This window comes from Rheinheimera sp. MM224 (genome assembly GCF_947090785.1).
GTDB lineage: Bacteria > Pseudomonadota > Gammaproteobacteria > Enterobacterales > Alteromonadaceae > Pararheinheimera.
Genome location: NZ_OX352320.1, coordinates 803,928 through 822,747, shown reverse-complemented (window position 1 = coordinate 822,747; position 18,820 = coordinate 803,928). Strand labels below are relative to the sequence as shown.

At 46.2% G+C, this 18,820-nt stretch carries 14 protein-coding genes; 6 read left to right on the top strand and 8 right to left on the bottom strand.

Annotated features, from left to right (window positions below):
- Positions 1–16 precede the first annotated feature (16 nt).
- A complete protein-coding gene (locus tag OM978_RS03945; RefSeq protein ID WP_264345622.1) occupies positions 17–751 on the bottom strand; it encodes a DUF6776 family protein in 735 nt (244 codons plus the stop codon).
- Between the two features lie 57 nt (positions 752–808).
- Between OM978_RS03945 and OM978_RS03940 the strand changes: the two genes are divergently transcribed.
- From OM978_RS03940 to hemL, 4 genes are all read left to right on the top strand, one after another.
- Entirely contained in the window at positions 809–2,512 is a 1,704-nt protein-coding gene (locus OM978_RS03940; RefSeq protein ID WP_264345621.1) for a chloride channel protein, read from the top strand.
- Positions 2,512–2,943 (top strand): CopD family protein, encoded by a 432-nt coding sequence (locus tag OM978_RS03935; protein WP_264345620.1) that lies wholly within the window; start codon positions 2,512–2,514, stop codon positions 2,941–2,943. Before OM978_RS03940 ends, OM978_RS03935 begins: the two co-directional genes overlap by 1 nt.
- Before the next feature lie 90 nt (positions 2,944–3,033).
- Positions 3,034–4,038 (top strand): aspartate carbamoyltransferase, encoded by a 1,005-nt coding sequence (locus OM978_RS03930; RefSeq protein ID WP_264345619.1) that lies wholly within the window; start codon positions 3,034–3,036, stop codon positions 4,036–4,038.
- A gap of 77 nt (positions 4,039–4,115) precedes the next feature.
- Positions 4,116–5,402 carry a glutamate-1-semialdehyde 2,1-aminomutase gene (gene hemL, locus OM978_RS03925; RefSeq protein ID WP_264345618.1) on the top strand — a complete coding sequence of 429 codons (1,287 nt, stop codon included), beginning with the start codon at positions 4,116–4,118 and terminating at the stop codon, positions 5,400–5,402.
- A 3-nt stretch (positions 5,403–5,405) separates the two neighbouring features.
- Here the strand turns inward: hemL and OM978_RS03920 are convergent, their stop codons facing one another.
- The 7 genes from OM978_RS03920 to OM978_RS03890 form a co-directional block, all read right to left on the bottom strand.
- Complete coding sequence (locus OM978_RS03920; protein ID WP_264345617.1) at positions 5,406–7,496, bottom strand: winged helix-turn-helix domain-containing protein; 2,091 nt, start codon at positions 7,494–7,496, stop codon at positions 5,406–5,408.
- Between the two features lie 67 nt (positions 7,497–7,563).
- Positions 7,564–7,851, bottom strand: coding sequence for a hypothetical protein (locus tag OM978_RS03915; RefSeq protein WP_264345616.1), 288 nt, complete (start codon positions 7,849–7,851; stop codon positions 7,564–7,566).
- Between the two features lie 93 nt (positions 7,852–7,944).
- Positions 7,945–10,098, bottom strand: a complete 2,154-nt coding sequence (locus tag OM978_RS03910) for a winged helix-turn-helix domain-containing protein (protein ID WP_264345615.1) — start codon at positions 10,096–10,098, stop codon at positions 7,945–7,947.
- 17 nt (positions 10,099–10,115) lie between these two features.
- Positions 10,116–12,377, bottom strand: a complete 2,262-nt coding sequence (gene mrcB, locus OM978_RS03905) for a penicillin-binding protein 1B (protein ID WP_264345614.1) — start codon at positions 12,375–12,377, stop codon at positions 10,116–10,118.
- The gene (gene hrpB / locus OM978_RS03900; protein ID WP_264345613.1) at positions 12,374–14,833 is read right to left on the bottom strand and encodes an ATP-dependent helicase HrpB; all 2,460 of its coding nucleotides are present in this window, start codon (positions 14,831–14,833) and stop codon (positions 12,374–12,376) included. The genes mrcB and hrpB overlap by 4 nt, the downstream gene beginning before the upstream one ends.
- A gap of 49 nt (positions 14,834–14,882) precedes the next feature.
- Positions 14,883–16,172 (bottom strand): aminopeptidase PepB, encoded by a 1,290-nt coding sequence (pepB, locus tag OM978_RS03895; protein WP_264345612.1) that lies wholly within the window; start codon positions 16,170–16,172, stop codon positions 14,883–14,885.
- A gap of 55 nt (positions 16,173–16,227) precedes the next feature.
- The gene (locus OM978_RS03890) at positions 16,228–17,037 is read right to left on the bottom strand and encodes a sulfite exporter TauE/SafE family protein (RefSeq protein WP_264345611.1); all 810 of its coding nucleotides are present in this window, start codon (positions 17,035–17,037) and stop codon (positions 16,228–16,230) included.
- 300 nt (positions 17,038–17,337) lie between these two features.
- On the opposite strand from OM978_RS03890, the gene dksA reads away from it, so the two are divergent.
- Together dksA and gluQRS are read left to right on the top strand one after the other, a co-directional pair.
- Entirely contained in the window at positions 17,338–17,787 is a 450-nt protein-coding gene (gene dksA / locus OM978_RS03885; protein ID WP_008897238.1) for an RNA polymerase-binding protein DksA, read from the top strand.
- Complete coding sequence (gene gluQRS / locus OM978_RS03880; protein ID WP_264345610.1) at positions 17,787–18,683, top strand: tRNA glutamyl-Q(34) synthetase GluQRS; 897 nt, start codon at positions 17,787–17,789, stop codon at positions 18,681–18,683. The genes dksA and gluQRS overlap by 1 nt, the downstream gene beginning before the upstream one ends.
- Positions 18,684–18,820 lie beyond the last annotated feature (137 nt).

Here is an 18,820-nt window from a genome sequence, read left to right as displayed (position 1 = left end):
CTAATACCTGACTAATTTATTCAAGTATTTCGCTGGGCTGTACTGTCGGCCAAAAAAAGTTCTTATCGACCTTAGCCGACTTGGCCGAGCGGGCAGCGGCCACCTTTAAGGCCACATCTACTTTTTCGGGTTTAAAGCCTTCAGGCAAAGAAAACTCACCTTCGATGATCTGGAAGTATTTAAAGCTGAACGCCTTATCACTCTTCGCAAAACCAGCTAATTGCAACAAATCCAGCGTATCTCTTTTCTCTCCGGCAAAACCATGCAGTTTTAAATCAACAGTACCCTTGGCAAAATTACGCTGCTTATCTTGCTGAATAAGCACCAGATTAAATCTGTAGGTATTGGCAGAAGCTCCCGGACTTATGCTAAAACTATCAATAATCAGACTGTCGGCCTGTAATTCAGGGGAAATAATTCGCTGATAAAAGGCCAGGTCTTTGCGGGTATCAAACAGCTTTTGCTGTTCGGCTTTAAGTTCTTGCTGGATCAGTTGACCTGCACTTTTCTCTACAGCTAATTCAGCCGTCAAATAGTCATTTTGTTTCAACTGCTCATTCAGACTGGCGGTCAGGCTATTGGTTTTTTTCTGACTTTCTTCCAATTTGGATGAAAGTACATTGACCTGCTGCACATAATAATAATTACCAAACAACTGCCCGGCCAATGCAGCAAGCCCCATCAGGCCTGCGGTCACCAACACCTGTCTCCAGCTACCTTTGAGCCAGAGCAAAAACTGCATACGATTCATCAACCTACTCAAATAGTTATGTTACACTTTGCCTATCGCGGACTCAGACACTATAGCATGTTACTACCAGCGGACTGGCAAGCAAAATTACGACTTCGGTTGGCTTTCCCTCTTACGTCTGTGCAACTCTGCCTGTTGGCCATAGTGGCAGGCTTTTTAGCCGCGCTGATCATTCTGCTATTCCGTCTGACTATTATTGGCATCCAAAGTTTCTTTTTAGAACGCACAGATGACTTCTCAGGTATAGCTGAAGGCTATCGCTGGGCTTTGCCTTTTATTGCCGCCGTACTTATCAGCATTATGGCGATGTTGGTTGGGCTTACCCATTATCGCATGGGTATTGCCTATGTGATCCACCGTATTAAAACCCAATATGGGGTAATGCCATTCTGGAATACTTTTAATCAGTTTTTTGGTGGCATTATAGCTCTGACCAGCGGTTTCTCAGTTGGTCGCGAGGGCCCTTCAGTGCATTTAGGCGCATTTGGCGCAGGATTGCTTGGACAATATTTACACCTGCCCTATAACAGTATCCGTATTCTGGCTGGCTGCGGTATAGCGGCAGCCATTTCTGCCTCTTTCAACACACCTTTAGCCGCCGTTATTTTTGTAATGGAAGTGGTGCTGCGGGAATACCGTATTCATGTCTTTGTACCTGTGATGTTGGCCTCAGTGGTTGGCGCCCTGCTGACCCGTGGTGTGTTTGGTATGGGCAATGATTTGGCTGCGCTGAAAATTGTCTCGATTAGCGGTTGGCATCTGCCTTACCTGGTGCTTTGTGGTATTGCCATAGGCGCAGCCGCTTATGTCTTTAACCAAAGTATCTGGCGTATTTTAAAGTGGTTCCAGAAATGGCATTTAGCGCTGAAACTATTATTAGCTGCAACTATCACCGCCGCTGTCGGCCATCTGGTTCCTCAGGCCATGGGTGCTGAGACAGGTGCTATATTTTATGCAGTCACCGCTTCTACTGAATTCTGGTTGTTATTGACTATCTTATTGGCAAAATTTCTTTTAACTGTAGTGGCTGTAGGTTTGGCGGTGCCAGGTGGTGTGATAGGTCCGGTCTTTGGTATAGGCATACTGGCCGGTACTTTATTAGCGTTTTTACCTGTGTTTGTATCAGGGGATGCCAGTTTATCTGGCACTTATGCCACATTGGGTATGGCGGGTTTTATGGCGGCCACTTTGCACGCGCCTTTGGCCGCTTTGGTCGCGGTGATGGAGCTGTCCTATAACCCCGATATTATAGTGCCAGCTATGCTGGTGATTACCTGTGCTTATGTGACTACTGTGCAGCTATTTAAAAATAAATCGATTTTTGTACTTCAATTGGAACTGCAACAACTGCCCTACAAACTGGCACCAGCAGATGATGTGTTGCAAAAGGTCGGTGTGCTGGCCATGCTGGATAAAGAATATCTGCTGGTATCTGCTTCAGATGAAGACAAAATTGAAACTATTCTGGCCGATAAACCAGCCCATCAGTTGCTGATCCAAAAAACGGGCAATCCAGAACAACCTTTCCTGTTGATTGACTATGATCTGGACGCCTCCATGACGGGACAATCGACCTTATTGCGCCAACCACTGCAGGGTTTAAGCCATCAGACCACTATGGCCGAAGTGCATACAATTCTGGACGAACAAAAAGGTGGGGTGGTCTATGTATTCGACCCACAACAGCCTGAACAACTCTTGGGTCTGATCCGCTGGGAACAGGTCCGAGCCCTTTTAACTAAACAGAATAATTTAATCTGATGAATACATTACTGGTTATTAAAGCGTTGCATGTCAGTTTTATGGTGGCCTGGTTTGCCGGTATTTTTTACCTGCCACGCCTGTTTGTCTATCACGCCGATAACAAAGACCCGGCAGTAGATGCGCAGTTTAAAGTGATGGAAAGGCGATTACTCTATTTTGTCACGCCTTTTGCAGTGCTGACGCTGGTGTTTGGCCTTTGGTTGATTCATTTATACGGCGCGGCCTGGTTTGCTGCCAGTCATTGGTTGCATTACAAGCTGCTGCTGGTGTTACTGCTTTATATCTACCATGGCTACTGTTTTAAGCTACTGAACGACTTCAAGTTGGGTAAAAACAGCAAAAGTAGCAAATTTTACCGCTTCTTTAACGAATTCCCTGTGCTGCTATTGTTCGCCATAATTTTTCTGGCGATTTTAAAGCCGGTATAGGCTGATTTAAAGCACCTTATTTGCTATGATATGCGCCGACTTTCAGCCAGTTTCGGCGCCCCCGCAACCTCTAGCAGATGAGCACCCAGTATGAGCTTTAAAGGCGAACACATCCTCTCCGTCAAACAGTTTGACCGCGACAAAATTCAGCAGGTTTTTGATATTGCCCGCAGTATGGAACCTTATGCGAAGCGACAGAAGCGCACTACTGTGCTCGAAGGTGCTATTTTAGGTAATCTATTTTTTGAACCCAGTACCAGAACCCGTGTCAGCTTTGGCTGTGCTTTTAATTTACTGGGTGGTGAAGTTCGCGAAACCACGGGTATGCAATCCTCAGCTTTATCCAAAGGCGAATCCTTGTTTGATACTGCCCGGGTGATCAGTAGTTACAGTGATGTCATTGCCATGCGCCATCCACAGGCTGGTTCAGTGGCTGAATTCGCTGAAGGCAGTCGTGTGCCGGTGTTAAACGGTGGCGACGGTGCCAACGAACACCCAACTCAGGCTTTGCTGGATTTGTTCACCATAGAAAAAGAATTGGCCGCTTCACAGCAACCTATAGATGGTATGCATATCGCCATGATTGGTGATTTAAAGTTTGGCCGTACTGTGCATTCGTTATCTAAGTTACTAGCACTGTATAAAAATATTCAGTTCACGCTCATAGCGCCCAACGAGCTGGCGATGCCGGATGATATTGTCTCGCTGATTGAGAATGCAGGTCACAGAGTGACAGTGACCGATCAGCTGGCTGGCAACTTAAGTGCTGATATAGTGTATCAAACCCGTATCCAGGAAGAGCGTTTTCCGTCACAGGAAGAAGCCAATAAATACCGCGGAAAATTCCGCCTAAATCAGGATATTTATACCAAGCACTGTAAATCCAATACAGTCATTATGCATCCACTGCCGCGGGATTCCCGTATCGAAGCCAATGAGCTGGATAACGACTTAAACCTGAACCCGAATCTGGCTATTTTCCGTCAAGCTGACAATGGTGTTTTAGTGCGTATGGCGTTGTTTGCCTTAACCTTAGGTGTGGATCAGCTTGTCAGCAAATACGAACGTGAAGTGCCCTGGTACAGCAATAAGTAACCCAAAGGCACCAACCACAGCTTTTCATTTATCTTTGAGTCGGGCTTTGTGCCCGGCTTTTGTTTTAAGGATCTTCTATGTCCAAGTCAGAACAGTTATTTCAGCAAGCACAAAAAACCATTCCTGGTGGTGTTAATTCCCCTGTCCGCGCCTTTAAAAGCGTTGGTGGTACACCGGTATTTATCGACAGCGCTAATGGGGCTTATTTGTATGATGTCGATGGCAAAAAATACATCGACTACATAGGTTCCTGGGGCCCAATGCTGCTGGGTCACAATCATCCTGCTATCCGCGAAGCTGTAGTGAAAGCTGCTGAAAAAGGCTTAAGTTTTGGCGCTCCTTGCCCTGCTGAAATCACCATGGCAGAAACCATTTGTGAATTAGTTCCAAGTATGGAAATGGTACGTATGGTCAGCTCAGGCACTGAAGCAACCATGAGCGCTATTCGTTTGGCCCGTGGCTTTACCGGCCGTAACAGCATTTTAAAATTTGAAGGTTGTTACCACGGTCACGCCGACTCTTTACTGGTTAAAGCTGGCTCAGGCGCTTTAACTTTAGGAGTGCCAAATTCACCTGGTGTACCTGCTGATTTTGCTAAATACACGCTCACAGCGGAATTTAACAATCTGGAGCAGGTCAAAGAGATTTTTGCCGAACAAGGTGCTGATCTGGCCTGTATTATCGTAGAGCCAGTGGCGGGAAATATGAACTGTATCCCACCAGCACCAGGATTTTTAGAAGGTTTACGTGCACTCTGTGACCAGTACGGTGCTGTTTTGATTTTTGATGAAGTGATGACAGGTTTCCGTGTTGCTTTAGGTGGAGCTCAAGCTTATTACAACATCAAACCAGACCTGACTACTTTAGGCAAAATTATTGGTGGCGGTATGCCAGTCGGCGCTTTTGGTGGCCGTCGTGACATTATGCAGCATATAGCGCCTTTAGGTGGTGTCTATCAGGCGGGCACTTTATCCGGTAACCCCATAGCTATGGCGGCAGGTTTAGCGGCTTTGACTGAAATCCGTAAGCCTGGTGTTTATGATGTATTAACGGCCAAAACCACACAGTTGATTGAAGGTTTAGCGGCAGCAGCCAAAGAAGTAGGCATTCCACTGGCGACCACCCAAGTGGGCGGCATGTTTGGTGTGTTTTTCAGCAAAGAAGCAAACATCACTAACTACCAGCAAGCGACACAATGTGATATCGCCGCCTTTAAACGCTTTTTCCACCTGATGTTGGATCAAGGGGTTTATCTGGCGCCTTCAGCCTATGAAGCTGGTTTCTTGTCTATAGCTCATAGTGATGACGATTTGGCTTACACCATAGCGGCAGCCAAAAAGGCTTTTATTCAACTAAAAGCTTAAATCTTACTCAGCAGGCTCAGGATGCAACCAGACGATGTCGGTATCCTGAGCTCTGAATTGTTGTACAAATAGAGTCCCATGGCCTGAAATCAAAGACAGCGCAGCCTGAGATAGAGGCCAATGCTGCTGTTGTTGATTTTGCCAGTCGTAATAATTTAATTGAGTTCCACCGCCAGATAACCAGTACAAGCCAGTCTCTGTGCTTGCCCAGGCATCTGCTGCCGTATTACGCCAGTTAATCTGCACTGGCAAAGTTATTGCCTGCCCTTGCTGCCATTGTTTGACATAAAGCGAATCCTGTTGTTGTAAAATCAGGCTTTGCCCTGGCCCACACTCCGCATTGACCACATCGTTCAGCAGTTGCTTAATTTTACCTTGTTCAAAACGGTTTAAAACCCAGCCTTTTTGGTCATAAGAGGTCCAGTACAACACATCATCACAGACCACAAAACGTTCACTGCCTGCCAGCTTTTCTGTAAAGGGTCGTAGCTGTGCTTCATTTTCTGAAAATTCATACAACTGCCTGTCAATCAGTAGCAGTAATTTACCGTTCAACCACAGCAACTGCTGGATCGCTAGCTGTGTTTTAAACTGGCTGATTTGTTGGGTATTTTGACCTTGTGAACGCCACAGTTGTGGCAAGCCTGAACGGTCCGATACGAAATAATACTGGTCGTTATGCGCCAGTAACAAAAACTCGGATCTGTTACTTTCGGCAAAAGGCAAAGTGAGGATCCGACTGTCTTGCTCCTGCCATTGCAATTGTCGTAAATCGGTTACAGCTTGCGCAGGATAAACAGCTAACAATGATTGTTGCCACACCGAGCTATCGGCCAGGTTAAAGGTCATTTCACCAAAAACCCTGCTGTTCCCTGTGCGTAAAGAGAGTACCTGCAATTGCTGGCCAGATTTATTCACCAACAAATCATGTTCTCCCCACCAAGCCAATTGGTTGGCAGAAAAATCAAAATCTGCAATCACACGCCAGTCCAGATCGGTCAGATCTAACTCTATTAAAGAAGAATAACTAAAGCCTTTCTGTGCTATTGCATAGGCCTTTTTATCTTTGACAATTAAATGACTGATGCCACGCCACTGCACAGGAAACTGCATTAATAAACGTTGGGAGCTGTCCTGTTGCCACAGCCAGAGCTGGGTTTGACCTGTGGCAGGGTCTAAGTCCAGCCAATATAGGCCATCCGCAGTGATCGCTTGTCCTGCAGCAATAAACTGGTGGCAGGAAAACAGCGGTGTTGCGGCTGAAAAATCAGGCTTTATCTTTTTGCGCCAAAACACACAATCCTGCTGTTGTTGAGCGCGGAAGATAACCTGTTCAGAATTATACCAGTGCGGCTGTGAAAGCTGCTGGTAGGCCTGATCATCATGCAAAGATTGCATTGACGGCAACTGTTGTATCACCCAGTACCAATCGGATTCATTCGGTAGCTGGTGTTGAAACAACAATAAAGACTGATCGCTGGATAATAGTGGAGTTTGCTCTTTACCATCCAAAGCGCTGACAGGTGTCACTTGCAAGTATCGGGGTAAAGTTGCTTTTTCATTCATCTTGCTGACCAGCAAAGCGAAACTCAGACTGCAAACTAACAGCACCAGCGAGCTAAACCAGATATACCGAATACGCTTGAGTTTACTCTTTTTACCGCTATGCCAGCTTTCTATAGCTTTTTGGGTGCTAAGTAAATCCAAAGGGGCAGCAGATTCTTGTTGTGCATCAGACTCTAATGGAGGTAACTCAACTTGTGCAACAGGCGCCAACCAGCAGTAACCCTTTTTGGACAAAGTGGCAATGTAGGTAGGTTCAACTCTGCTGTCTTGTAAAGCACGGCGCAGGGCTGCTATAGCACGGGTTAAGGATTCATCAGAGCCTAAACCTTCCCCCCAGACACCCGACAATATTTGCTCGCGGCTGACCACTAAATCTTTATGATCCAGAAAGAAGTTTAATAACTTATGCAGCCGTGGCTCCAACGTCAGCACCTCCGGATCAGCGGTAGCTGACAGAGGCTGTAGTTGTCCAATGGTACGCAGATACCGCCATTGACCAAAGGTCAGGTAGTCTGCCGTATGTTGCATAAGGGTCCGCCTACATAAACAGGTAGGCGGATTATAACCAATTCAGACGAAAAGTAGAGAGGAGGAGTTAAACTGCCTTAATAACAACTTCTGTTTTAACCTGAGGTTGCAAACCCAAGGCCTGATCAGCAATTTCTACATCACGGCAAAATGGCCAGTTTGTGCAGGCAGCAATATATTGTTGCAGCTCATCAGCCTGATCAACAATTTCTACATCACGGCAAAACGGCCAGTTGGTACATGCAGCAATATCTTGTGCCACGCTTGTTGCACCAACAGCAGCAACATGGCCGCCTGATACTAAAGAAGTAGAAGCAACTAAAGCGGCAGCAGCGATAAGTTTGATCAGTTTCATAATGTAAGCTCCGAAAAGAGTGGTTAAGTTCGACCACTGCAGTATCGGATACAGAAAAAATCATAAACTGATGAAATTATTATAAATGAATGATTAATTTATGGTTTTTAACTCAATTTTTGCTATATCTAAATCCTGAGTTTCTCCGATTATCATATAAATGTATTTTTTGTCATGACTTAAGGAGAATCGAGATGAATACAAATCGGACACAAGCTCCAATGGGAGTATTGTTTTATCTAAATAAGAGTAGAAAAACAATTGGCTCTGTTGTTTATCGTTTACAGCAGAAAAATAAACACCATTTTCTGTTAATACAAAAGTAGAGGATTCGGCTAGTATCAGCTTCTGAGCATCCTCACTCAAAAGTACCTCTTCCTCACCCGTTATTAAACTGTACTCACCTGTCAGCGAATTCCTTTTTAACTGATGTAAACTATCTTTACTTTGGACAAATAAATCGACACCGTCCAGATAGGCTGAAGGTTTAGCTGCGGAACCAGGCTCATAAGACATCACTTGCCAATTGCCTTTGTTATTAATGGTATAAAATACACGATTCGTCTGCTGACCCCAGCTTAAATTTTTTACTACTTCACCTTGTGCGCTTATTCTTTGGGCCTGCCCTGCCAAATCAAATAACCAGACCTCCTGATCAATCAGCACTAATAACTGTTTGCCATCTCCGGAGAATTCCATATCTGATATCGCAACAGAGCTTTCAAAATGACTAATCATCTCTTGTTTACCATCCGGATAAAATAACCAGACCTGAGGTAAACCTGTGCGCATAGAAACTGCGGCTATTGGTCCATCTAAAGTAGGATTAGCTTCAACTAAACGTTCGCTGCGATTGGATTTAAATACAATTTCCTCAGACAGCTTTGAGTTAGTTACAGGGTTGTTAAATTTCTTAATATAATAATTGCCATAGCGACCTATTGAACCATAAAACTGATTGTCGCTTCCCAAAGCAATTTCATAAGCCTGATTATTGGTTAACGCTATGGTTTTTTGTTCCGCTGTATTGACGTTAACACTTTCAATATTCCACTTACGGGCAGGGTAATAAATATGCTCGTCATCATGACTCCAGGCTATATCGCCCGGATAACTATGCTTAATATGCAGTAACAATGAAGTTTCTCTGCTGTTTAAATCCATTAACCAGATTTGTACTGAGTTGCTGGCAACGTCTCTTAAAAAAGCAATTTTATCGCCCGCATGGGAATAACGAGCGGTAAAATCGCCCATGCCTGAGTTACTGGGCAATACCAGTTGAGTTTTATTCCCGGACGCAATATCCAAAGAAAATATAGCCATACGCTGAGAACTGTCTTCATGACTGCCAAACAATAAAGACTTACCGTCTGGGGCCCAGGAAATACGGGTAGAAGTGCTGTGCAGTCCACAGGATGTGAGCAGCTTATCTTCGACAACTGACTGAGCTGAGCTATCAGCAAAACTCAGTAAGCGAATTTCACACAACTCTCTGTATTTTATCCGCTGATAAGCAATAGCTTTGCCATCAGGCCGAAAACTGGCACCAAAATCATCTGCATTGCTATGAGTCAGTTGCAATGTCTGATGGTTCTGCAAGTTCTGCAACATCAAAACGTTGGAATGATTTTTACTTTTTTGGTAGCTGTAGACTAAAAAGTTTTTATCAAAGGAAATTGCCGGATAATATTCAAAGCCATCTAAGGACGACACGGGGCTCCAGTTTACAAAAGGAGCCTGCTCTTCAACAACTGAGCTGGCAGGCCAGAATAACCAACTGGCTAATAAGCCCAGTAGCAGCGTCGCCGCCGTCAAACCTGCCCACCAAATACGGTTAATCTTTCGTTCTGCTGCACTTGCAGGCTCATCCTGAGTATTGGAAGCCTGAGCAATAAGTTGTTCCTGCTCTATCACTTTGGCAATAAAACGGTAACCCCGTTTCGGAATAGTTTCGATATATCGTGGGGACTTCACATCATCACCCAGCACATCACGCAAAATACTGATCACCCGCGCAACACGGCCATCGGTGACAGAGGTCATTTGCCAGACTTCTTTAAGCAGCTCTTCTTTGCTGATTAAACGGCCAGGATTTAACAAGAAAAAATTGAGTACGCTTTGGCACAAATGATCGAGATCAGCCAACTCGCTGACTTCCATTCTGGTGTTGAGCTTCGCCAGCTTATCCAGCTGTGGCAAATACCACCACTCATCAACTTTTAATTGCTTCTCTGGCCTGAACGACATAAGTCAATAATTCCCGTTTATTCGCAATCCGTAAGTAAGGTCGCACTAACAACTTTAGGCAACAATAGAGTTCCGTCACAATCATCGGCCACAGCACGGCCTGTTACAGCGGAAAAACGCCCTAAAGTGACATCTGGTGGTATAGCCCTGAACAAAGAGTTCGGAGGAACCATCCTGAAATACTGGCTAAATAAAGTTAAAGCACCAGAGCCTCCAGTTAAACCTATGGGTTTATTGTCATCTCTGCCTAACCAGACGGTGACCGAAGATTCATGTTCAAAACCAGTAAACCAGCTGTCTTTATGATCACTGGATGTTCCGGTTTTTCCGGCAAAACGTATACCGGCAAACTGATTCGCCAGTGTTTTTGAAGTACCGCTGCGAGTGCTTTGTTGCATGGCATATTGCAGCAGGTAATCCGCATCTTCTGTAACTCTTTGTTGCACAATGTTTCTGCGCTGATAAAGCATGGTACCGTCAGTCTTGGTTATAGACTCTATGCTGGCCAGTTTTATATAACGGCCTTTATTGGCAATTACCTGATACAGTTGCGCTACCTCGGCAGGTGTCAGCTCTACCGCACCTAAAAATGCTGAAGGCTGCAATTTTACTTCACGTTCCAGTCCAAGCCGCTTAAAACCATCCTGTAAAGCAGGCAAACCCAGTTTTAAACCTAAACGCACTGTGGGAACGTTAAGTGACTCAGATAGAGCTTGAATTAAGGTGACCTGACCACGGAATTTTTTATCAAAATTCTGTGGGTTCCAGCCGCCCTGACTGCCGTTGAGGTGAATAGGACTGTCATCGAGCATAGTGGCCAGACTAAACTGGTTTGGTTTACTCAGCGCCTGCAGATACAGCACTGGCTTTACTATACTACCGATCTGACGACGGGCATCTAAGGCTCTGTTATAACCAGCAAAATGTACTGATTTCCCCCCTACGATCGCTTTGTAAGACCCAGCCTGATAATCAGTCACCACCATAGCAGCTTCCAGTTTACTATCCAGTTCGGACAAGCGCTGTTTTACGCTATGCTCAGCAGCAAGCTGCGCCTGAGGGTCCATATAGGTGAAAATCTTCATCCCCTCTTCAATAGTAGCAGTGTCAGTCACTAACTCTTTCAATTCACGTTTTACAGCATCCAGATAAGAAGGTGAACGGCCTTTTAAATGATGACCCAGAGGGATCACTGCTAAGGGTTTACTTACTGCTCGTTGATAGTCTGCATCAGATAACAGCTGCTCGTTATGCAGCATTTTCAACACCAGATCACGGCGATCTTTAGCTCTTGCGCCAAAACGCCGTGGATCATAATAAGAAGGCCCTTTGACTATAGCCACCAACAGCGCATATTCCTCTGGCTGTAACTCGTCCAAAGGTTTACCAAAATAAAACTTACTGCCTAAAGCAAAACCATGCACTGCGTTACTATGGAACTGGCCAATAAAAATTTCGTTCAGGTAGGCTTCAAGGATTTGATCCTTGCTGTAACGATAATCCAGAATTAGAGCGATCAGCGCTTCATTCACCTTGCGGATAATAGTTTTATCCGCCGTCAGGTACATATTTTTTGCCAACTGCTGGGTTAGCGTCGAGCCCCCTTGCACTGTGCGTCCCGCCATCAGATTGGCCCAAAAAGCACGAACCACAGACCAGACGGACACCCCATGATGCTGGTAGAAGTCGCGATCTTCTATGGTCAGTAGCGCCGCTTTAATATGTTCAGGCATATCCGCCAGCGTCACCATTTCTCTGTCTTCCTGCTCTGATGAAACCAAATGCTGCACTAGCTGTGGCTCAATTCTGGCCTTTTGCACCGACTTTTTCAGTTGATGGTCATACACATTGTGTACCCTCTGACCTGCAAAGGACACAGTAAAAGCTTCCTCTTGATCATAGCCATCAGCGAATTGAAAAGCGCGGCGAAATACCGCCACTTTATCGCCACTTTGGCTGTATTGACCCGGGCCGTTGATTTTATCCACCGCCCTGTATTGCAACAAATCCAGTTCACTGACTAATTGCTTTTGTGTCAGGCTTTTACCAGGAATCAACTCCAGACTCCGGGCATAAACCTGAGCCGGAAATTGCCATTTATGGCTGGAAAATAAGGTGGTAATTTTGCTATCCAAATAAATCAGATAAACAAATAAAGTCAGCAACAGCACCAGCCCTACTTTCAGCGCAAGCCACAACATTTGTCGGGCAAACTGCGGGCGTTTGGCATTTTTGGCAGCTGGTTTTTTTCTTGGGGTACGGCTTTGTTTTTGTGTCATTTTTGCATAGCTTTTTTAGTTTTATTAGTCGGCATGGCCTCTGCAGGATTTTCTGGCCAATAATGTTTTGGATAACGGCCTTTCATTTCCTTTTTCACTTCAGTGTAACTATTGGCCCAGAAACTGGCCAAATCCTGAGTCACCTGTAAAGGGCGGCGCGCTGGCGACAATAAATGAATTTTCATGGCTAAACGCCCGTTTGCCACAGTTGGAGTATCAAGCTGGCCAAACATTTCCTGAATTCGAACAGACAAAATGGCTTCTCCTTCATCGCTGTAGTGAACAGGGATCATAGATCCTACAGCTGAACGCCAACTGTCTGGCATACAGCTATTGAGCAGCTGCTGCTCTTTATAAGTCAGACGTTGCCACAATAAAGTGTAAAGGTCTAACTTATTCAAATCATTCAGTTTTGTAAACCTGCCTAGAGCTGGAGCTAACCAGACTTCAGCATCAGCCCACAAGCTTTCATCATCGACTTTTGGTAAATGATGTTCTGGCATATAACGCTGCATCAGTTGCAGCCTGTGCCGCAGTTGCAATGCCTGTTCAGTCCATGGCAACGCCTGTAAACCCTGTTGTTTTAACCAATCCAGCCAGGCTTGCTGCTGCTCTGTTTCCGTCAATTTAGTATTCAGCGGTTTACGCTCCAGCACGCAACTGCCAAGCATTACACGCTGCTCTGCAATAAATCGTCCTTGCTGCGCATCAAAACCAAAATAGGACTGCTTCTGCAAATCAGCCTGCCACTCCTGCATCAGTTCAGCCATAGTCCAGCGGGCCGCCAGACTGATTTGGGTGCTGTGGCCAAAATACAAATCACAGATCACCAGTACTTCAGCACCAGACAAAGGGCTGTCCGGAAATAACAAAGCACCCGCATTGTTCGTCAGCAGATAACCTTTGCCCCGCAAGATAGCTATGCGATCAGGGAAAGCCCGGCTTAATAAGGCCGCTGTTAAATGCTGCGGCAAATACGGGCTGACTTTGATTTGATTCTGCTGTGCCAGTTGCTTCGCCTGTTGCAATAAAGCGCCATACAAAGGTTGCTGCAACAACTGATCAATATCCTGCTCACGGCTGCGATTTGGATTCTCCAACATCGTTGCCAACACTACAGCCAGCCAGGCTGCACCTTGCTCGCCTTGGTGTTCCAGTTGTTTGCCATGCAGCACTAAAGCCGCCAGTCGGGGTTCAGTACCTGTAGCTAACAACTGCCGGCCAAAGTCAGTGATCTGGCCTTTGTCATTGATGGCTTTGAGTTGCAACAACACCCAGGCCGCAGATTTCAGATTGGCTTGTGGTGGTTGATCCAACCAGAATAATTGTTCTGGCGAGCAACCCCAGGCCGAAATCTCCAGCAACAACGAGGTTAAATCGGATTGCAGTATAGATGCTGGGGTAAAAGCAATACGGCGTTGCCATAGCTCAGCACTATCGAGGCGATAACAACGACCGGCCGATAAACGCCCAGCCCGGCCAGCTCTTTGAATAGCAGCCGCCTGACTGATAGCGACAGTGTCTAGCCGCGTTAAGCCATGTTTGGGATGATAAACGGCCTGACGACAGAAACCGGAATCCACCACCACTTCTATACCTTCGATGGTCAAACTGGTTTCAGCAATATTGGTGGTCAATACCAGTTTGCGCCGCCCTTGTGGGCTGGGTGCTATCGCTTGTTGCTGCTCAGCCAAAGTTAAAGCACCGGATAACGCATAAATATCTAACTGGCTGTCTCTGTTTTGCTCCATTAACCAGTCTCTGGCCTGATTAATCTCACGCTGGCCTGGTAAAAAGGTCAGAATACTGCCCTGATGTTTCAGGCTGGCTTGCAGGCTTAATTTGGCACTTTGCAACCAGACAGGCTCTGCTGTAGGCACTTGATACAGAATATCTACCGGATAACTACGGCCTTCGCTGCTAAGCACAGGCGCGTCCAAGGCTAATGCCAGTTTTTGCTGATCCAAAGTGGCCGACATAATCAATAGCTGTAAATCGCTATTCAGTTGCTGTACTTCCAGCGCCAAAGCCAAAGCTAAATCTGCTTGTAAAGAACGTTCATGAAATTCGTCAAAGATAATCAGGTTTATGCCTGCAAGTTCAGGATCCTGCTGAATTTTCCGGATCAACACCCCTTCGGTGACTATCAATAAGCGAGTGTTTTTGCTGTAACTCTTTTCATGGCGGATTTGATACCCCACTTGCTGACCCACAGCTTCGTTCAACTGACTGGCCAGATAACTGGCAATACTTTTTGCGGCCAGTCGCCTCGGTTCTAACAATAGGATAGTTTTTCCGGCAAAATCGGCATGGTTGAGTAAAAACAGCGGCAAGTAGGTTGATTTACCAGCACCAGGCGGTGCAGATAAAATCACTTGGTTGTGCTGTTTCAGACTCTGAATCAGCTGTGGGCAAATCTCTGCAACAGGTAACAAATCACGTCTCGCTAAAAACAAAAAGCAGCCCTATTTTAGCTGCTTTTTAAGGTGAACCGAAATCAGAAGATTATTCCTGAGTCAGGGTTTGAGCCACTAAACGAATGCCCATACCTGTCGCACCTGCAGCCCAAAAGCCATTGGCTGAATTATGAAAAGCTGCAGCTAAATCTAAATGAACCCAGCCTTTGCCGTCGTTAGGCACAAAACGACTTAAAAACCCTGCCGCATTGCTGGCGCCACCCGTACCACCGCCTTTAACAGGGCGGCTATTGGCCGTGTCGGCATAAGGTGAAGGGCACTGACCCTGATGCCATTTTTCCAGCGGTAATTGCCAGGCACCTTCCTGCACTTGTTCGGCATAACCTAACACACGTTGTGCTAAGGCCTTATCCAAAGCGAACACTGCATTGTATTCAGAGCCTAATGCGTTCATCGCAGCGCCAGTTAAAGTGGCTGCATCAATAATGAGTTGTGGCGAGGCTTCAGCGGCTTTTTGCAAACCATCAGCCAGCACTAAACGACCTTCAGCATCGGTATTGACGATTTCGACAGTGACCCCATTTTTATAAGTCAGTATATCGCCCAGTTTAAAGGCTCCGCCGGAAATCAGGTTTTCTGCGCAGCATAAAATCAGCTGCACTCTTTTGTTTAAGCCCTGCAAAATTGCCAAAGCTAAAGCGGCTGTGACAGTGGCTGCACCGCCCATATCACATTTCATCGTCACCATGCCTTCGCTGGCTTTAATCGAATAACCACCGCTATCAAATGTGATGCCTTTGCCCACTAAAGCGGCAAACACTGGCGCATCTGCTTTACCTGTTGGGTTGTAATCCAGCACTAACATTGCCGGGTCACGTTCACTACCGCGGCCTACGGCATGAATACCAATCCAGCCCTGCTCCAACAAAGCAGAGCCGGCAATAACTTCAGTGGATACGGTGCCTGCTGGCGCTACAGTTTTAATAAAAGCAGCGGCCTGTTCAGCCAAAGTGACAGGGGCTAAATCTTCAGGCGTCTGGTTGATAATGGCTTTGGCCCAGCTAAAAGTCTGGTGTAACTGCTGTAATTGCAGTTGTTCAGCGTCAGTGCCTGTCCAGCCGATAGCGCCCAACTTTTTAGCAGTACAAAAGCCCTGATACAAAGCCCATTGACTGTCGACAGTCCAACCATCACCTGCCAGTTGAAATTGTTGAATACCTAAAGTATCCAGCTGGCGACCCGCTTTTTGCACTGCACGTAAATCGGCAGCTTTGACATGCAACTGATAGCCTGCAGCATCGGGAGTCAATGCTACATTTTTGCCCCACTTAGCATCTGCAGCAGCGCTGCTTAAACGAATTTGAATCAGGTCAGACATAGGTTTTATCTCATAGTACGTGGATAAAGTATGAGGCCGAGTGTATCACAGGGCTCTAAGAGGTTAAGACGCTGTGTAACATTTTCGCGCTTAATGCGATGAGCAATGCGGCGAATACTTTCTTTAAGGTGGCCACAGGTAAACGGTGTGCTAACGCAGCACCAAGCGGCGCGGTAAAATAACTGACAGCAGCAATTAGCAGCATAGCGGGTAAATACACATAACCCAGACTGTAGTCTGGCAACACAGCCTCTGTCGAAGCACCAGCGAGGAAATAGCCCAGCGTGCCACTGATCGCAATAGGTAAGCCAACTGCAGCAGACGTACCTATAGCCTGCTGAATTTTGACATTACACCAGGTTAAAAAAGGCACGGTCAGCGAACCTCCACCTATAGCCACCAACGCTGACACGGCACCAATCACCAGTCCAACACCACTAAAACCTATAACCCCAGGCAATTGACGGCTGGCTTTAGGTTTTATATTCAATAGCATCTGAATTGCGACATAACTCATAAAGCAGCAGAAAAATATTGCCAAAGCCAAAGAAGATAAAGCAGCAGCCAGATAAGCCGCAGCTACAGTGCCTATTAATATGGCTGGAGTTAACTTCCAAACCACAGGCCATAAAATAGCGCCGTGGCGCTGGTGGCTGCGCATACTGGAAAAAGACGTAACAATAATAGCGGCCATAGAGGTAGCCAAGGCCATGTGCACAGATAATTCAGCAGGAAATTGTTGTGCTAAAAATAAAGCCGTCAGCACAGGCACCATAATGCCGCCACCGCCAACGCCCAATAATCCGGCAAAAAAACCTACAGCTGCACCCAGCAGCAAATACGCAGTAATCCATTCAATGGCCATATCAGCACCTTTCTGTCACGAAAAGAGCATTACTTTAACAAAGTAATGCGATAAATATCTTCTGTTTTTAATAAGTTAACAGGGACTGCAAAGAACAATGCTTCCCAAGCTGGCTTTCTGCGGTTTAGAGTGTTGTTTTTTTAAACCAGCCAAATTTATGGACTGTAGGAAAAAAGGTGACGCAGGCAGTTCTGCTCTGTATACTTCGGCGGCTTTTTTAATAGTGATTGCAGCTGTCATATTTTTCTGCTATCACTAGCCGCCAACTTTTTGCTTGGCACTGTTTTACAGGAGATGATCATGCCAGAAGGCAAAACCGTAAAAACCTTGGGACTGTTAGCCCTTGCTGGCGTAGAGCCTTATCAGGCCGCGCAAGGCGAAGAATACATGAACCCAAAACAGCTGGACCATTTCCGCCGCATTCTGGACGCATGGCGTCAACAGTTACGTGAAGAAGTGGATCGCACCAAAAACCATATGGCCGATGAAGCTGCAAACTTCCCGGATCCAGTGGATCGTGCTGCTCAGGAAGAAGAGTTCAGTCTGGAATTACGTGCTCGGGATCGCGAACGTAAATTACTGAAGAAGATTGAAAAAACTCTGCAGAAAATCGAAGACGAAGACTTTGGTTATTGCGACACCTGCGGTATCGAAATTGGTATCAAACGTTTAGAAGCCCGTCCTACTGCCGATATGTGTATCGACTGTAAAACGCTGGCTGAAATCAAGGAAAAACAACTGGGCGGTTAATGATGCCTGTTGTCCCTCCTGCTTACAGGGGCCGGTTTGCGCCATCGCCATCCGGCCCTTTGCATTTTGGCTCCCTCATCGCTGCAGTGGGCAGTTATTTGCAAGCCAAATCCCAACAAGGCCAATGGCTGGTGCGGATGGAAGACATCGACAGTCCCCGTATGCAAGCCGGTGCAGCTGACGGTATTTTACGTACCTTAGAACGTTATCAGTTGTTATGGGATGGCGATGTCTGGGTGCAAAGTCACAGACTAGAGCGTTACCAACAGGTGTTGGATCTGTTCAAACAACAGCAACTGACCTATGCCTGCAACTGCACTCGATCCCGCATTCAAAGTCTGCCACAAGGATATGATGGCTTTTGCCGTGACAAACAGCTAACAGAAGGTCAGCTTGCCTGGCGTTTAAAAGCACCAGCCACAGCGACAGTTTTTACCGACCAGCTTGTGGGTGAAGTGCATATTCCTGCAAGCCTTGCTGCTGAAGATTATATTTTAAAACGCCGTGATGGTTTATTTGCCTATCAGCTCGTGGTCGTAGTCGACGATTTAGATCAGGGCATTACTGAAGTGGTACGTGGTGCAGACTTAATTGACCTGACCACCAGACAACAAGCCCTATTTCAACTGCTCGGTGCAACACCACCTGATTACCTGCATTTGCCTTTGGCCGTGACCGAACCTGGTTTTAAACTTAGTAAACAAAACCATGCTCCGGCAGTGGAATTCTGGCCTGTCAGTGAGACATTAACTGCAGTTTTACGTTTTTTGGGTCACCCGCCACCGCCCGAATTGACAGGGGCAGATGCCAAAGAATTGTTGGCCTGGGCCAGCGCTGAGTGGCAGATCAGACAAATACCGACACAAAACGAACAAAAAGCTGCAGATTTCTTATAAAGCACAACGCCGCACGTTCTATTTTTCCGGCCGCTGCGGTATCATTAGCCGCTTTTTTCATCGAGTTCATTTAGCTAAGCTCACAAGGAGTACTGCCATTATTTCGCGAGTCCTGGATTTTTGCCGCCGCACCCTTG